8 protein-coding genes, 1 tRNA gene and 1 pseudogene are annotated in these 17,993 nt (G+C 35.1%); 6 read left to right on the top strand and 4 right to left on the bottom strand.

Annotated elements, in window-relative coordinates; all coding sequences use genetic code 11:
• Positions 1-878: 878 nt before the first annotated feature.
• The 4 genes from P3F56_RS00735 to P3F56_RS00720 all read left to right on the top strand — a co-directional run bounded on the left by P3F56_RS00735 (position 879) and on the right by P3F56_RS00720 (position 5,619).
• Entirely contained in the window at positions 879-1,061 is a 183-nt protein-coding gene (locus P3F56_RS00735; RefSeq protein ID WP_281152868.1) for a hypothetical protein, read from the top strand.
• Positions 1,062-1,836: 775 nt separating this feature from the next.
• Positions 1,837-2,856: a long-chain acyl-[acyl-carrier-protein] reductase gene (locus P3F56_RS00730; RefSeq protein WP_281152867.1), complete on the top strand. Its 1,020-nt coding sequence runs from the start codon at positions 1,837-1,839 to the stop codon at positions 2,854-2,856.
• 336 nt (positions 2,857-3,192) lie between these two features.
• Positions 3,193-4,074 (top strand): D-alanyl-D-alanine carboxypeptidase/D-alanyl-D-alanine endopeptidase, encoded by an 882-nt coding sequence (gene dacB, locus P3F56_RS00725; RefSeq protein WP_281152866.1) that lies wholly within the window; start codon positions 3,193-3,195, stop codon positions 4,072-4,074.
• 255 nt (positions 4,075-4,329) lie between these two features.
• Positions 4,330-5,619, top strand: a complete 1,290-nt coding sequence (locus P3F56_RS00720; RefSeq protein ID WP_281152865.1) for a glucose-1-phosphate adenylyltransferase — start codon at positions 4,330-4,332, stop codon at positions 5,617-5,619.
• A 155-nt stretch (positions 5,620-5,774) separates the two neighbouring features.
• Here P3F56_RS00720 and P3F56_RS00715 read toward each other — a convergent pair whose 3' ends face one another.
• Entirely contained in the window at positions 5,775-7,049 is a 1,275-nt protein-coding gene (locus P3F56_RS00715) for a DUF3747 domain-containing protein (RefSeq protein ID WP_281152864.1), read from the bottom strand.
• Positions 7,050-7,363: 314 nt separating this feature from the next.
• Here P3F56_RS00715 and P3F56_RS00710 point away from each other — a divergent pair, with 314 nt between their 5' ends.
• Positions 7,364-9,430 (top strand): thioredoxin domain-containing protein, encoded by a 2,067-nt coding sequence (locus P3F56_RS00710; protein WP_281152863.1) that lies wholly within the window; start codon positions 7,364-7,366, stop codon positions 9,428-9,430.
• Positions 9,431-13,346: 3,916 nt separating this feature from the next.
• On the opposite strand, the gene P3F56_RS00705 is transcribed toward P3F56_RS00710, so the two are convergent.
• The gene (locus tag P3F56_RS00705) at positions 13,347-13,586 is read right to left on the bottom strand and encodes a hypothetical protein (protein WP_342637157.1); all 240 of its coding nucleotides are present in this window, start codon (positions 13,584-13,586) and stop codon (positions 13,347-13,349) included.
• A gap of 343 nt (positions 13,587-13,929) precedes the next feature.
• On the opposite strand from P3F56_RS00705, the gene P3F56_RS00700 reads away from it, so the two are divergent.
• Positions 13,930-15,123, top strand: coding sequence for a glycosyltransferase (locus P3F56_RS00700; RefSeq protein ID WP_281152862.1), 1,194 nt, complete (start codon positions 13,930-13,932; stop codon positions 15,121-15,123).
• A gap of 120 nt (positions 15,124-15,243) precedes the next feature.
• On the opposite strand, the pseudogene P3F56_RS00695 reads toward P3F56_RS00700, so the two are convergent.
• Both P3F56_RS00695 and P3F56_RS00690 read right to left on the bottom strand, forming a co-directional pair.
• Positions 15,244-16,968: pseudogene (locus tag P3F56_RS00695) on the bottom strand (succinate dehydrogenase/fumarate reductase flavoprotein subunit).
• A 174-nt stretch (positions 16,969-17,142) separates the two neighbouring features.
• Positions 17,143-17,214 (bottom strand) — tRNA-Asn (locus P3F56_RS00690).
• Positions 17,215-17,993: the final 779 nt, after the last annotated feature.

The following is a 17,993-nucleotide window of genomic DNA, read 5'->3' as shown; positions in this document are numbered from 1 at the left end:
TTTTTTTATTAACTCCCTATAATAGGTGATTATTCACTGTCCTTTTCACTCCTATGACTGTTTTAATTTTAGCTAAGATAGTTTCTATCGTTGTGTACAACGATTACATAATTATTAAATATGGATTATCTCTAATCGAAATTTTGCAGAGGTTAAGAGTAACTTATCCTCAACTGTCGTTACGTTTAAAAAATTAAACCATGACAAGTTTTATTGATCCTTATACCACAAATTTTTTCTGCAGAGACGTTTGAGTTGAGGATATTGATTTATTCTCCTATTTTTTAGTAAGAATCAGAAAAAACATAATTTTCTATTAAGTTAAACTACTAATTCTGAATTACAAAGAACTAATTAAGCTACTTTTTAGAAAAGTATTTTACTTAATTTTTAAAATTTTAACATTGTCAAATATCTTATGTTACAGAACAATGTATGCATACAATTAATTTAAGCAATCAGGTTTGTTTTTACAGGTTAATTAACCTAGTAGATATATTTAGTTATTTACCATAAGAAAATTGTTGACTGTATAAATTAGACTTCGTACTAATTTATACACAGACTTTACTAAACTATTAACTCTTTTTAAGGATGGGTAGAATATTTTTGCAATTTTACAAAATGATCGTCATTCTATTAATCTCCATACTTTTCTTTCTAACGACTTGTATAACTCAAGCTCTTTTAAGATTTAATGCAGCACAATAAGAAGGTAGTTAACGGAGAGTAAGTACTATTATACGTAAATCTGTCACGGAAAAAAGCTTAAATCAATTCTTTCCTCTGCTGATGACAGTTACGAGAGGGTAGATACCAAAAATAAAAAAGGCTTTACTTAGGTAACATTTAAAAGAGATGGTCAAGAAATGACAGTGATGGCGATTTCAGATATTTTGAATAATTTCAATGAAGTTACTAAATATAAGCATAGTTCTCACAAAATTGATGTTTATCTTTTCTTTAAACAAAGAAGTAGTTCGATAGCAATTTTAGCCGCTAATCGTTTCCACATGAAAGTGTTGTGTCGTGATCTCTCCTTTACCGAAAGTGAGCTCTAAACTCGGCTATAAAAATTTAATCCTGGGAAAAAGTTTCGTTTCTGAGCTTTTTAAACTGAATCATTCTAAATCTAGATAAAAACTAAACTTTGGATTTAGCGTTAAAATCAGTGGCCAAATTAGTGGTCTTCTTTCAAATTAATAGTATTAAGTCTTTTGTTGTATTTTTAGGAAAATATAATAGTAAATCATTAATATAAGCGGTAATATTGGTTTGTATTGATACTTTAATTCACTAAGGCTTGATTTCATTATTAAGGTTCAACAGAGTTTGGAGAATCTGTACTCGAAAGAACTCAATAGTAATTAGATCTAAAAAAATGAAAAGGCTAATACCTGGAGGTTAAACCCAGTAACCAACTCGATTTTATTGGAAGTAGCTTTGATTCGGTTAAAAGTAGATATCAATATTTGTCGAATAACGAGACTCAATTAAGTCCTGAATACTTAATTTCATAATTTGAGTCATTTTATTAAAAATTCAGAGGATAAATTAGCTTATTTTGCCGTTTTTATGGACATAACCACCAATTATTACGAACACACCGGCACTCAAACTTTGGTTAGACGGCTGATTAAACGGACAACTACGGAAATTTAGACACTAAACACAACACTTTATGAGTTTAAATTTTCTTTCTCAAAAATTTGATAAGTTGTTCCTCTCCAATAAGGGTATTTTTATGTAATATTGTTAACAGTCTTAAATATTATCTAAATCCTGTCCTCTTTATTTCCTGCTTCTCATAAGCATAGTTTAACCTAAAAACAATCAATGTTTGGTCTGATCGGTCATCTTACCAGTTTGGAACACGCTCAAGCCGTTGCTCATGCTCTCGGCTACTCTGAATACGCCAATCAAGGTCTTGATTTTTGGTGTTCAGCTCCACCACAAATTGTTGATAATTTTCATGTCACTAGTCTCACGAAACAAACCATCGAGGGAAAATACATAGAATCTTGTTTCCTGCCAGAAATGCTTACTAATAGACGGATTAAAGCTGCTATTCGTAAGATTCTAAATGCCATGGCTTTAGCCCAAAAGTCACACATTAATATCACTGCATTGGGAGGATTTTCTTCAATTATTTTTGAAGAATTCAACCTTAAAGATAACAAGCAAGTCCGCAATGTGGAGTTAGAATTTGAACGCTTTACCACAGGCAATACTCACACCGCCTATATTGTCTGTCGCCAGCTTGAACAAGCATCAGCCCAACTTAGTATTGACTTATCACGGGCAACGGTTGCTGTGTGTGGGGCAACAGGTGACATTGGAAGTGCAGTCTGTCGTTGGTTAGATCAAAAAACTGATGTAGCTGAATTATTGTTAATTGCTCGAAATCAAAAACGATTACAAACACTACGAGAAGAATTGGGACGAGGCAAAATTGTGGGGCTAGAAGAAGCATTGCCTCAAGCTGACATCATTGTTTGGGTAGCCAGTATGCCCAAAGGGATGGAAATAGACCCTGAGATTTTGAAAAAGCCTGCTATTGTTATAGATGGCGGATATCCCAAAAATTTAGGAACTAAAATTAAACATCCCGATGTTCATATTTTTAAGGGGGGAATTGTTGAGCATTCTCTTGATATAAACTGGAAAATCATGGAAATTGTCAACATGGATATTCCTTCTCGCCAAATGTTTGCCTGTTTTGCCGAGGGGATTATATTGGAGTTTGAAGGCTGGCACACCAATTTTTCTTGGGGTCGTAATCAAATCACCGTTAGCAAAATGGAACAAATTGGCGAAGCTTCTTTAAAACATGGGTTTCGACCTCTTCTAGGCTAACCTAAGTTCAGGACTTCCCAAATATCTGAATAGGAAGAAAGTTCAATGATTCAAATTTTTTGAGGCTTGACCCTGACTTTTCTGGCTAAAATACTCGAAAGTTTTACTTACATTTCCTGAATTAAGTGGAATCCCCTATGTTTAAGTTATTGGGGTAACAGGTGTTGTCGTTTACTAAGTTCTGGTAATACCAACCAAACGAAAAGTATATTTTTCTGAGCAAAAAATATTTTATCTTGATCATATTTTGATTAACTATTAACTTAAATTGATTAGTTAATAGTTAATCAACATCGATCTTGGTGTAACAGGTAGTTAACAAACAACGATAAACTCATGAAACGAATTGGTTTTTACTCTCAGTATCTCGCTATTTTAGCGACGATTTCCCTTACTTGGGGAACTTCATCTATTGCTGACGAAACTAACTCCATTACCACAACTGATTATTTTCAGGGGCAACAGTCCATCGAAATTTATGTTCCCCAACCTGAACCAAGAACGTCGGGAACCTGTGTAACTTTAATTGAACCAGCTATCGCTAGTATTATGGGTAGCTATCGGGCTAACTGGGGAATTCTAGTGGAAAAACTCGAGGAAGAAACCACTTTATATAGTCATAACGCCGATAAATTTTTTATTCCTGCCTCTAATATTAAATTATTTACCACTGCCGCTGCCCTGCAAAAATTAAATCCCCAATCTAAAATTAAGTCTAAATCCTTACAAGATTGGATTAAAGTTACCAACGTTAGAAGTAATAATTATTATGCTGATACCCTTCTGAGTCACATTGGAGGGGCAGCCGCTGCTAAATCAGCCTTGGCGCAAATGGGAGTTAATCCTAATAGTTTCCGTCAAGCTGATGGCTCGGGATTATCTCGCCGCAATCTTGCCACTCCTAGGTCATTAATAATGACTCTAAGGGCAATGTATTATGCTCCAGATAAGGATGTTTTCTATTCCTCTTTACCTATTGCTGGAATAAGTGGAACCTTAAGAAATCGCATGAAAGGAACCCCTGCCCAAGGCAAAGTTTATGCTAAAACAGGGACTTTACGAGGGGTTAGGGCTTTGTCAGGTTATATGAACCATCCCGATTTTGGAAAGGTAGTCTTTAGCATTCTCGTCAATAATCCTCGGGTTTCGGGTTCTTCTCTAGTTCGCGCTATTGATAGAATTGTCCTTCAACTCAATATTACCCAACCTTGTGAATAAATGGACGAATTCATGGCGTTTAATATTGGTTTATAGTGGCTAGCCGTAATTTATATTTTTTAATACAACTCATATACTGCTTACTAAAGTAATACAAAAACTTATGTTTCAAGATTTTAATTTGCCCTTAATCCTAGTAATAAGAGGGGGTAGATAATCCCTTATAAATGGATATCTGAAGTTTGCTTCCCAGATGTCCCCTACAGTCCTACACTTGACTAAAAGAATTGTAATAGGCAATAGCGAGGTTTTCTTGTGAAAAAAGTTTTAGCAATTATACTTGGTGGCGGAGCAGGTACACGGCTTTATCCCCTCACTAAGTTGCGGGCTAAACCTGCTGTTCCCCTAGCAGGTAAATACCGTCTAATTGATATTCCAGTGAGCAATTGTATTAACTCGGAAATTCTTAAAATCTATGTTTTAACCCAATTTAACTCTGCTTCCCTCAACCGTCACATCACCAGAACTTACAGTTTTTCGGGATTTAGTCATGGATTTGTGGAGGTATTAGCTGCACAACAAACGCCAAAAAACCCCAAATGGTTCCAAGGAACTGCAGATGCAGTACGTCAGTATATTTGGGCATTTCAAGAATGGGATATTGACGAGTATTTGATTCTATCTGGAGACCATCTTTATCGGATGGATTACAGTGATTTTATCCAACGACATCGGGATACTAACGCTGATATTACTCTTTCGGTAGTTCCCATTGACAAGAAACGGGCTTCCAGTTTTGGTTTAATGAAAATCGATAATCATGGCCGCGTGATTGATTTCAGTGAGAAACCCAAAGGAGAAGAACTAAAACAGATGGAAGTTAATACAACTATTCTAGGATTGAACGAAGAACAAGCCAAAGAAAGTCCATACATTGCTTCTATGGGGATTTATGTCTTTAAAAAAGAGGTCTTAGCTACACTCTTACAGAAAAATCCGGAACAAACGGACTTTGGCAAGGAAATTATCCCTTTCTCTGCTAAAGATTATAATCTACAGGCTTATTTATTTAAGGGATATTGGGAAGATATTGGAACTATTGAAGCATTTTATGAAGCTAATTTAGCTCTCAATCGCCAGCCAAACCCATCTTTTAGCTTCTACCATGAAAAAGTTCCAGTCTATACCCGTGGCCGTTCTTTACCCCCAACAAAGATTCTTAATTGTAATATCACTGAATCAATGATTAGTGAAGGTTGTATTATCAAAGACTGCCGTATTCACAATTCCATCCTAGGAATTCGTTCAAGAATTGAATCCAATTGTACAGTAGAAGATACCATGCTGATGGGAGCAGATTATTATGAGTCTTTAGACATCAGACAGACTCATAAACAGCAAGGTGAGATTCCTATAGGCATTGGAGAATACAGTACCATCAGACGGGCAATCGTAGATAAAAATGCGCGGATTGGCCGCAATGTCACTATTGTAAATAAAGAGCAAGTCGAAGAATCTAATCGTGAAGACGAGGGCTTCTATATTCGTAATGGTATTGTGGTTGTTCTTAAAAATGCTACCATTCCTGATGGAAAAGTTATCTAAAATAGTTAATAGATTTTCGCCCTCAAGGAGTAAGGTATCTCTTGCTATTTAACTTAAAACTGAGAACTACGATATTCAACCTACTCGCTTTCTCAATTTAGAAATAAACAATCAGAGGAAAAGAAAAGGAGAATCTTTTCCTCTTTAACATTAGGTTAAAACAAAAATTTTGATTTTTCAGTGATGTTATTAGCTTGTTTCGACTCGGATTGGATACACTCAAGTACCCGTACTAGAACCGCTGCCGTGTAATCACGGGTAGCTTTGCGATCAGGGGCAAACTCGATTCCCTCTTCGTTAAGAGGACTAGCAACACCACAATAACCCGACATTTGGCTAACCACACTTTCTGCCCAATTACCAGAAATGTCAGAAAACTGAACTGGTTTTTGATTTTGTTGAATTTCCTTAGGTAAATTGAGTTGTTTTTTTAAGTAAATGGTTACACGACGCATAGTATCAATTAATTCAGCGCGGGTGATGGACTCAGTTGGTCGAAGAGCATTATTAGGATTACCAACATTTAGAAAATTCCACTGTGCCCATTTGATTTTTTTTGCACTCCAGCGATCACCTGACACATCTTTGAAAGTGACAATGTCCTGTTGGGGTTGTGTCTCTAAGTCTACATTAGCAACCTTGCCAAGAGCGTCAACGGCCATGACAATCAGTTGTTCACGGGTAATAGCCTCTCGAGGACGGAAGGTATTGTCTTCAAAACCAGTCATAATTTTCATGTCGGCTGCTTGTTCAACTTCGGACTTATAGACATTATTGTTAATATCTGTAAAGACACTTTCCAAGTTGGTATTCGCTACTGAGGTCGTTCTTGATTTAGGATTAATTGCGGTTTCAGTTGCTTCTATTTCTCCAGTTATCGCTGCTTGAGATCCGCTTAAATAAAAGTGACCTAACACTTTTCCTTGATAGGCCCGTTTGGAAAATTGCCATCCAGGATTTAGAATCACTTTCATAAACCCAGAAGCAAGTCCTTTGGTGCTACCGACAACTATTTCCTGGTAATTACTACTTCTTGGAGTTCCTACTAGTACTAACTCACCATCACGGGGAACTAAACGCAAGAGGTAATCCAATCCTAAGTCGTTTCCGTCGACCCGGATAGAGTAGCCATTACTATCAGTAGCGCGACGACAAATTCCCGTAAAGTCAAATTTTAGCAAAAGAGGCTCCACTAGAATGGGATTAGAGCTATTTTCAGTCCAACAAGCCTGTTTATCAGGGATTTGTTCTATAATTAACAGATCGTATTTTCCCTGTCCATAAGGTCTGGCAACCGCAACAACGTTATTTTGTTGAATAGTCTGTTCTTCAAAGGTTGCAGCTTGAACAGAAATATTAAAAGGCATCAGACTGGGAAAAGTAACGCTTGCTAGAGTTGCAAGTCCTAGGAGTAAGTTCAATTTTTTCATGGCTTTTTAAAATAACCTATTGTTTATTATGGTTGTTTGAACGATTAGATTTGGCAATCACACTTGACGTAATTCGTTGACCTTATTAATGAGTATTGAGTTCCGTCTCTGTATAGGAGTACCACAAAGTTAGCATAAATAGAGATTATAGGAATGAATTCTGACGAATTGAACGAATTGACTTTTTGTAATCTCTTTACCTAAACTATATCGAGTATATCGAGCATATTTTTAGCTGAATAGATTTTACTAAAAGACTCTCCTGAAATTTCAGTTAAACTGTTGAAGAAAAAATACGCGATCATTTAATTTTTATGTCTAACCGTCTGGCCACGGCTCAAAGTCTTTACTTACGTAAACACGCAGATAACCCCATAAACTGGTGGTATTGGTGCGAGGAAGCTCTTTCAACAGCTAAAAAACAAAATAAACCAATTTTTCTTTCAATAGGCTATTCTAGCTGTCACTGGTGTACGGTGATGGAAGGAGAAGCCTTTTCTGATAAAGTAATCGCGGATTATCTTAATAATAACTTTCTGTCTATTAAAGTAGACCGAGAAGAACGTCCTGATCTGGACAGAATTTATATGCAAGCAGTTCAGATGATGGGGTTACAAGGGGGATGGCCACTCAATATTTTTTTAACGCCGGGTGATATGGTTCCTTTCTATGGGGGGACTTATTTTCCAGTGGAGCCTCGTTACGGCCGCCCCGGTTTTTTGCAGGTTTTACAGTCAATTCGCCGTTTTTATGATGTAGAAACCGAAAAACTAAATAATTTTAAACAGGAGATTCTGACTGCCCTACAAAGTTCAGCTATTCTTCCGTCAAATGAAACAGAATTACTCAATAATGAGCTTTTTTGTCAGGGAATTACTATCAATACGAAGATTATTAAGGTTAGTTCGCGAAATGTTAACCATCCCTGTTTTCCCATGATTCCATATGCAAATGTTGCTTTACAAGGGAGTCGGTTTGCTTGGAACTCTCAAGAAGAGTGTAAAGCCTTTGCTAATCAAAGGGGAGAAGATTTATCCTTAGGGGGAATTTATGACCATGTAGGAGGTGGTTTCCATCGTTATACCGTAGATCAAACTTGGACAGTTCCCCATTTTGAAAAAATGCTTTATGACAATGGACAAATTATTGAATATTTAGCTAATCTTTGGAGTCAAGGCAGAACAGAACCAGCTTTTAAACGAGCGATTACGCGCACGGTGGAATGGTTACAACGAGAAATGACTGCCCCCGAAGGCTATTTTTACGCATCTCAAGATGCAGATAATTTCACCACTCCCCAAGACGAAAAACTTGAAGAAGGAGCTTTTTATGTCTGGAGTTATCAACAGTTACAGGATAGTTTAACTTCGGGAGAATTAGAAGCGTTAGCAAAAGCATTTTCCATTACTCCACAAGGAAATTTTGAGGGAAAAAATGTTTTACAACTTCGTCAAAAAGGAGTGTTTTCAGAAGGTCTAGAAAGAATATTAGATCAATTGTTCACATTACGTTATGGAAACTCCAGAGAAGATTTGATTACTTTTCCTCCAGCGAAAAGTAAAGAAGAAGTCAAAATAAAATCCTGGACAGGACGCATTCCTCCTGTAACAGATACTAAAATGATCGTTGCTTGGAATAGTTTAATGATTTCAGGGTTGGCTAGGGCTTATGGGGTTTTTGGAGAACCTTTGTATTGGGAATTAGCTATCAAAGCTACTGAGTTTATTCTGAATGAACAATGGAAAGAGAAACGATTAAATCGTCTTAACTATGGTGGTAAACCCTCTGTATTAGCTCAGTCAGAAGACTATGCTTTGTTTATAAAAGCATTATTGGACTTACAAACGGCAAATCCTGGCCAAACTCAATGGCTAGAAAAAGCTATCACTGTTCAAAAAGAATTCGATGAGTTTTTCTGGAGTACAGAAATGGGAGGTTACTTTAATAACGCCTCTGATAATAGTGAAGATTTATTAGTCCGTGAACGGAATTATATTGATAATGCTACTCCTTCCGCCAATGGTATTGCTTTAAGCAATTTAGTGCGTTTAGCTAGACTTACAGATAACTTAGAATATCTTAATCGCGCCGAACAAGGACTACAGGCATTTAGTTGCGTTCTAAGTCAATCCCCTAAAGCTTGTCCAAGTTTATTTTTAGCCCTAGACTGGTACCGCTTTGGCCGTTTAGTAAGAACTAACTCGGAGGTTTTAAAACAATTAAGTTCCCAATATTTTCCTACTACAGTTTATCGTGTTGGTAATGATTTTCCTAGAAATTCTATCGGGCTACTTTGTCAAGGATTAGTTTGTTTAGAACCAGCAAAAACTCTGGAAGACTTATTAAAGCAAATGCAAGAGTCAAATTTACTTAACTCATAGTAACTTTTTTAAAAAAGTTACTATGAGTTAAATTTAATAACTAGTATTTTTCTGCAATTTCTGTACACAAAATTTAGATTTAATTTACATTTAGTAAATTTATTTGAAATGTACGTGAAAACTATAAGTTCTAATGCTTGTATAAAGATTACTTGCAGTTTATGGAATTTACAAGATAAGAAAAAAAACAGTATATCGAGTAAAGTATAGTAGCTATATTCTGGCTGACTTTAGAAAATATAAATTTTTTTTAACTTAATTTCATATGGGCTTATTTTTTGACTTGTGTATTCATTTGAAATTTGGGTTCTATCAAATTTTGGATGGTAAACTGATAGTCAGAAACCAGGGACAATAAACAGGGAACTGGAACGGTTAAGAGAAGAAAATCAAAACAATATCAGACATTAATTATTTTATATACTTAATACTTTTTTGGCAAAAAGCGCTATTTTTTTACTTTGATTATTCTTAAGTATGTAGTATATGGTATGTTTAATGGATTAAAATAAGTACTGTCTTAATTTGAGCTCCCATCGCAAAAAAATACTGAAGACAATATAGGAGGGAATGTATCAAGTTTTTCAGTGTAATGAAAAATGCGGCAAATAAAAAACGAAACTTGTCCAGTTTTATCTGAAAGAGTAGAACTATACTCAAAAAAAGAAATATAAATAATTATTACTTAATTGGAATAGGAAAGTAGAACAATTATTAGCCTAATCAAAAAAATAAGACGTTTAAATCTGTCCTCCATTCCCTGTTACTTATTCCCTCCTCTTAAAGTCTCAGTTTGAGATAACGAGTTTGGTAGAACTGAAATTTGTTTGTGTTGTCGTTTTGTTCGTGTATCTTATATTACTAGACTGACAATTACTCCACAAATTGTTGTAAAACTTAGTTAAATAAAAAACTTGGTTAAATATAGCATCTAATGTAGAATCTGACATCAATAGAACAAGTACAACTGATAAAACTGCTGCCGGCGCTACTTGGGGAGTCAACTATAATTTAGCAAGATAGTGTTTTAAGGTAAAGATCAATACGGAAAGAAAAAAAGAAGGAAGTGTATAGACTAACTAGTCCTAAAATTCAATTAACTCCATAAGTAATAATCCATAAGCTATCTGTTATTAAAGCATCAATTAATTGTCATTTACAGTTTTCTACATAAACACGATTCCTACCAAATTTTTCTTACCCAAATGTCTGTCTTTCTAATGTTTTTTTGACTAGGATTTTTTCGTTCTCTAACCGAAATACTAAAGAGCCTGTTCTATTCTCTCCAACCAGACTGGTAAGTCGAGAAAAACACTGAACCGTTTTTTTCTCGACTTACCAGTGGATGCTAAAAAATAGATACCCTGATATTCCTATGATCAAACTTAACAAGGCTACTTTACTACGAAACGATTTAGCTATGAACAAGATAATGCAACCGTAAGTTAAATAAACATAAGCTGCGGTAGACTTAAGCAATACAAATGTCATTCCTAATGCTCTCACTAATCAAGTAATAGAGATAAGACCTACTTTCTTGATAACTTTTGTTTCCCACAACCAAATTTCAATTAATGTTGCAGTCATCATCCATATTCCTACTTCAAGACCATGTGCCATAAAGACTGTCGGTCTAAGTCCTTCATGACGAACAATTTGAGCAAAGCTATCAGCATATTAGCCATACACCATCAGATGGAGTCTTGGACTCATTCTGATCTCAAATAAACATAGAGGAAGATAAATTAATCCACTGATAAAAATGCTGATGGCAATTTGACACAATCATAAGAAATTTTGAAAATAAATTCGCCCCAAAAAGTAAGGTAGCCCATATCGAACTATAGTTTTAAGAATTGTTGATAATGCATTGTATAGTCCTAATCCATTAGTAAGAGAAGAAAAAAATAGAGGACAGATACACAAAATTTTTATCGGTCAATTAAGTTAATTAAATTTAAAATATTTATCATGTTAATTTTTAAAAAACTAACAATTACTGCTCTTCTTGGTTGCAATTGTGAAAATACAAAAATGGCAACTGGTACCCATGCTAAGCTTACCAGTTTAGCTATAGAATTTATTAGTTTTATTGATTTATAATTGATTTATATATAACTTTTATTATAATATTTATATTTTGAGATGATTTTTGTTATATCGATTTTGAGATTAAAATTCTACTAAAAATTTAGAATAATGTGAGTTAAACGAAAAATCAGGAAAATAAAGAAAAGTAGCTGAGCTATGCTGGAGGCTGAATTTATTGACATCTAGTACTTTAGAGAGAAAATCCAGTCTCGATCTCGCCGAAATATTTTGTAATCTAGGATACTTCTATCAAAGATAGCAACAGCTCTACCGTATTATTGTTTACTTTTTTGTAAAGGAAAAATTTTAGGGATTAGTATAATTAATTCTACTCTGATAGAAATATTTTATCAGACTCATAGTTGCGTATACTAAGCTTTTAAAAGCTTAGTTGAATGGTACCAAAAATCTGTGGGATGTAATTAAAAACTTTAAATATATTTAATTACAAATTATTCCGGTAAATGATCGATTTTAAAGTTAAAAACAGGCAATATAGTTTGCTATATTCTATCCATAAGTTGATGTAAAAATTAACTAATAGTTTTTTACTAAAAAAAAAATCTTAGAAAAAATTATCAAAAATAAATAAAAAAATTGCACTATTTTTCGGTCAAATAATAATCCGATAATATTTTACCGAAAAATAGTCAAAGACTAACGTCAAATATCTATGTTCAACATTTGAGACATCGAAGTGTTTCAAATTATTTGTCGACCTTTTTGTTTAACAGATTACTCATACTTACTTACTCCAAATATTCTCTCTAAGTTTGGGGTCAAATATAAGTTTGTCTAACTTTTTAAAATTTAAGCCCGTGCGTACTAAAACTTCCTGACAGCTAGTCTAGAAGAGCCAAGCTCCAAAACCAGTGTTATATCGGATAAGATTGATTAGTGCAATACTTAAGATTAAGCCATAGTCGTTATAATATCCTCTTTTAGAGGACTAATTTTTTGTCTCTAGGCGCCATTAGGCAACCGAGGCGTAAAGCACAATGTTATTAAATGTAATAACAAGTATTACACGAACAAGTCCCTATAAACGAAATGATAATGGCAACATAAAAATCATATACAAAAATTTTAAACCCTGCCCAAATGCCCTATAGGACGACTTATCTATAGCTAACAGGATTAGATTAATGGTTATAAAAAGAGTCGTTAGCCAAATTCCCAAGAAAAGAATTAGCAACATCCAACCTGTTTGGATATACCTATCATCGTATAGAGTAAGAATTAATGTATCGCTAAAACTTACCAACATGGTTACACTAGGCAGCATAAAAAGTAGGACGGTCCAACGAACTTTAGAAATTTTTTGTTGAAGTTTTACCTTGAACATCTTATTGTTGCGAGCTACTAAAGGGAAAATCACCTAATAGCTTATTTTTTCTGCTACTACTTTAGGCAAGTTAGCAAGTAGAAAAATCACTGTATAAATACCTAAAATCTCTAAGGACAAGAATTTTCCTAAAAGAGTTTATCAGTTTGGTTAGCTAGCAAAAATTTTGCTGTAGAAATGAAGGTTCAGCAACAAAGAAACAATTCTTTAACTTACTCTTTTCTCCAAGTAAAATGCCTGAGTGAACTTAGAGAAAAGAGATAGCTTCCAATTAATTTGAATATTCTATTAAGTAAGCTTCCACCAACTAAAGCCCAAATTGTCCCTTGAAAATAAGCTCAGGTAACTTGAGTAGCTATGGCTAAAAATTAAACTTAAAACTAAATTTATTTAGGATATTTATTTTTGTCTGACGATTGAAAAAAAATAAATAAATAGAGTTAAATTTATCAATAATGATAGTTATAATAACAATTATTATTAGCTATAAAAGTTAAGACAAACTGGATCTTCTCCTCTTGGACTGCGAATAATAGTAGTTTTAATGTCTCGATCAGAAAATAAGTTAAGACTTTGAACAAAAGTATTAATCAATGCCATCAAACCGAATAACTCTAGAACCAGTAGACGAGTCAGAATGACGTTACCACCAAGACGCAAGATTTGACTTTCCCCATAATCCGCTATTGTCCAAACTGCGAGCTTTTTATTAGACGACATAGACGATGAAAATCGAGTTTTTTTAGAAAAATAACTGAGTTGTCTCCCTATAGAGTTGGGATATAAATGCAGAGTTTTTACATGGATTAGGATGTATGATATGAACCTGAAACTATTTTGTTCATAATTTTCTTCCACAATCCTTTCTGTTTTAGGTACTTGTGTCAACCTATTGAGTTAGTAGAATTGAAATGAGTCAAATTTCTTTAAATAAGCATATTTTAAATTAAAAATTGCGATTTTTAATTTATTTTTGTCACTTGTTCCACAACTAAATCTAAATCTACAATTGGTAATATTGTCAAGCCATTCTTAAGTAACTTTTACTAAACTTTAACGACTAATGAATCAATCCCTTCTCTCTACTCCTTCTGGGACTTTAGAAATTCCTTATTTCTGTGCAACTAAAGAAATTGCTCGCGATTGTCTTCCCAAATTATCTCTAATTCTTCCAACTTATAACGAAGCTGGGAACATTAAGGACATCATTATAATTTTAAGTCAGTTGCTAGACCAATATATGCCAGGACGTTATGAATTGATAATTGTTGATGACAATAGTCCTGATCATACCTGGAAATTAGCTCTAGAATTAACCTCTAACTATCCACAACTGCACGTGATGCGCCGTCTTGAGGAAAAGGGTTTATCAACGGCGGTTATTCGAGGATGGCAAGTAGCGCAAGGAGAAATTTTAGGGGTCATTGATGCAGACTTACAGCATCCCCCAGAAGTGTTAGAAAAACTATTGGAAGAAATGGAAAGAGGTGCTGATTTAGCTGTTGCCAGTCGTCATGTTGAAGGAGGAGGTGTTAGTGAATGGAGTATTTTGCGTCGCTTTCTTTCCCGTGGGGCGCAAATATTAGGATTAATAATTCTTCCAGAAGTAATTAGTCGCCTTTCTGACCCCATGAGTGGCTATTTTATGGTGCGCCGTAATGCGATCGCCTGTAAGGTTTTGAGTCCAGTTGGATACAAAATTCTTATTGAGGTAGCTGCAAGAGGTTGTATTAGTTGGATTGCTGAAGTAGGTTATGTATTTCGAGAACGTCAGGATGGAGAGAGTAAGGTAACTTGGAAACAATATGTGGAATATATGCAGCATTTATTGGGGTTACGCTTATCAATTTCAGCCAGATTTATCCAGTTTGGTTTAGTCGGATTGACTGGTGTTGTTGTTGATATGGGATTTCTTTATTTATTAAGTGATAAGATTAGCCCAGGGTTACCTTTAACACGCAGTAAAATTATTGCAGCTGAGTTGGCTGTTATCAATAATTTTCTCTGGAATGATTGTTGGACATTTGGGGATATTTCCCGTCGACAACCAGGGAAAAGACAAAGGTTAAAACGCTTAATAAAATTCAACCTAATTTGTTTAGCAGGATTAGTTCTTAATGTATTACTTTTAAATATATTTGTTAGTATTTTTGACTATAGTAAATATATAGCAAACTTATTAGCGATTGCTCTAGTAACTCTCTGGAATTTTTGGTTTAATCTTAAATTAAGTTGGCGAGTTACAGAAGTTGACTGACGGTAACCTTGTGGAAGGTTAACAGATGTATAATAAGTTATCTTTGTCGATGTTAGGAATTATAATTATGTTGATTAATTTAATTAACTGAAAAAAGGTGGAAGATGCCCACCAACAAAATCAATACTTTCTTTCCCTCAGATCAAACATATTGATCACCACAGGCATATATTGAATGTTAATTTTTAAAGGAGAATAATAGGCTAAAGTATGTTTTAAGAAATTGAGATCATCTCTTTGATTATAATCCTCGCGTGAATGCGCACCCGACTTTCTTGACGGCTTAAAGCAGAAGTAAGAATAATTTCTCCTACTGTCATAATACTTTGTAATTCCATTGCCTCAATTAATTATGTATTCCAACAATAATCTGTGTTATTAAGATAAGCTTACTTATATTTTTGTTTAAATTGCTTATTTTTTGCTAATCCTTTTCCATTTTCTTTTCGTTACGAAAAACTCCACAATAGTCACTCATACAGTCTTGAAATTGCTGCCGTAATACTCCTAACCTAATAGTTCCTTTTTTGTTTAAAAGAATCTAAATTCGTTTTTTTGCTGCGTTTAAATAAGCGTGAAAGTTAATCTCAGAAAACTTGTAATTTTAGACATATTCAGCAATATTTCTGCCTGTAATGCCTCCGTAAACCGCACATTCTAATAAGGAATTACTACCTAGACGATTTGCCCTATGAACTGAGATACAAGCACATTCTCCAGCCGTGAAGAATCCTTCTGTTAATTGGGTTCCACTCAGGCGTACACGGCCTTGAGTATTCATCAGAATCCCTCCCATACAATAATGAACAGTGGGACGGACCGGCATTGGTTCACGGCTGCGTCCACTCCAACAAGTCGGTGTGCTTCCTCCCAACAAAATGGGGCTCGACTCATGATCGTTTCCCTTTTCATGTGACGCAAGTCCAAATAAACACAAGGGCCACCAGCTCTGCCATCAGGATAGACTCCTCGTCCTGCCAGAATTTCACAGTTAATAGCACGAGAAGTAATATCACGAGGAGCTAATTCCATACGAGAGCGGGTATAATCTTCCATAAACCGCCTTCCTTCGCTATTAATGAGATATTCCCCTTCTCCTCGCACCGCTTCGGAAATCAAGACCCCAACGGGATATAATCCCGTTGGGTGAAACTGAACAAATTCCATATCTTCTAAGGGAATACCCGCCATCGCAGACATGGCTAACCCGTCACCTGTAGACGCATAATCATTAGAGGTCGTATTGAATACTCGTCCATAACCCACTGTAGCAAACATGACTATCTTACTTTAGACAATTTCAAGTTTGCCATCTTCGATGCGATACATGATGATCCCTTTCGCATCCCCTTCTTCAAAAATCAATTGGACAATATACCATTCATCATAGATAGTAACTCCATTACAATGGAGGTTATTAACTAATTCATGAAGAATAGCATGGCCAATTTTATCGGCGACGTAACAAGTGCGGTTGTGGGTATGACCACCAAAAGCTCTTTGGGCAATTTTACCATTTTTTAAACGAGAAAATAGTACCCCTAAATGTTCTAAATCGATAATCGCATCAGGAGCTTCTTTGGTCAATAAGATAACTGCATCTTGATCAGCGAGGTAGTCTGAACCCTTGACGGTATTAAAGGCATGAGACTCCCAACTGTCTTTAGGATCAACATTTTTTAAACTGGCAGCAATCCCTCCTTGAGCCGCTACGGAGTGTGATTGAATAGGATGAGTTTTGGCCACGACAGCTACATCAACTGTGGGGATGAGGCTTTTAATTTCTAGGGCGGCGCGACATCCAGCTAACCAACCGCCAACAATAGCTACATCGTGTTGTAACATCTTGCATAAGATTATAATTCCTCACCTTCTATGGTGACTTAAAATTAGGCTAGTGAGGTAAAATCCATAATTGGCATCAAATTTGGATGTCAGAATGCAAATTTGATGATTGAGAAAGTTTCCGAAAGAATGAAACGAATCACTAATGAAAAAGTTGCATACAATCTACGTTAACTCCCCAGGTAGGATTCGAACCTACGACCAATCGATTAACAGTCGACCGCTCTACCGCTGAGCTACTGAGGATTACTCGTCACCGTTGTCAATCCTAACAGGAGATCCGTAAATTTAGCAACCCCTTAATTAATATTTTGTGATAATCTCTGCCATATAGGACATTGTAGATTGTGACCTTGGGGCTTTATCTTAGAAACATAGTGCTCTTAAGCCTCGCCTTCTATGCTTACTCATGACTGTCATCCTATCTCTACTGCCATCTTATCTCTTTGGCTTTAATACTTAATTGATTTACCCATTCCTCCTACTGTTGAAACTTCTGTTACGTTATACGCGAAGGGATTATCTACGCTTTCATTTGTAGATCAACCAAACACTGTTGAGTCGGAGTCAGCTACTGTGATAAGAACAGCTAAACAGTTAATCTGGCTAGAAGATCCTTATCCCGTGTCGTTTTTGTCCTATAGGGAAAAAGACAATTTTCCTATCGTCATTTTTTGAAAAAAGGAATTTATGGCTTGAGTTATTACTGGTTTAATAACCATAAAGGTGAACTAAACGATGCTTTCTGCTTAAGAGACTAAATATGTAATTTATAATTTAGACGTAGAAAATATGCCCAAATATTTACAATTAGAATATAAATTTTGGTTAGGATTGGTTCAGATGGGACATTATATCTTGCCTTTAGAAATTAATCACTAAGTCGAGACAAGATTGACACTTAAAAATTATCCGATTGTTTTAGCAATTGACTTAATAAGTGAGGGGATAATTATTATATGTGCTCTATACCTTTTTATTTTAAAAATTATTTTTTGGCAATTACTGATTCCCCACATTTTTGC

Source organism: cyanobacterium endosymbiont of Epithemia clementina EcSB (genome assembly GCF_029919255.1).
Taxonomy (GTDB): Bacteria; Cyanobacteriota; Cyanobacteriia; order Cyanobacteriales; family Microcystaceae; genus Rippkaea.
Note: the sequence above shows the minus strand (reverse complement) of the source record. Positions and strands in the feature narration are given on the sequence as shown.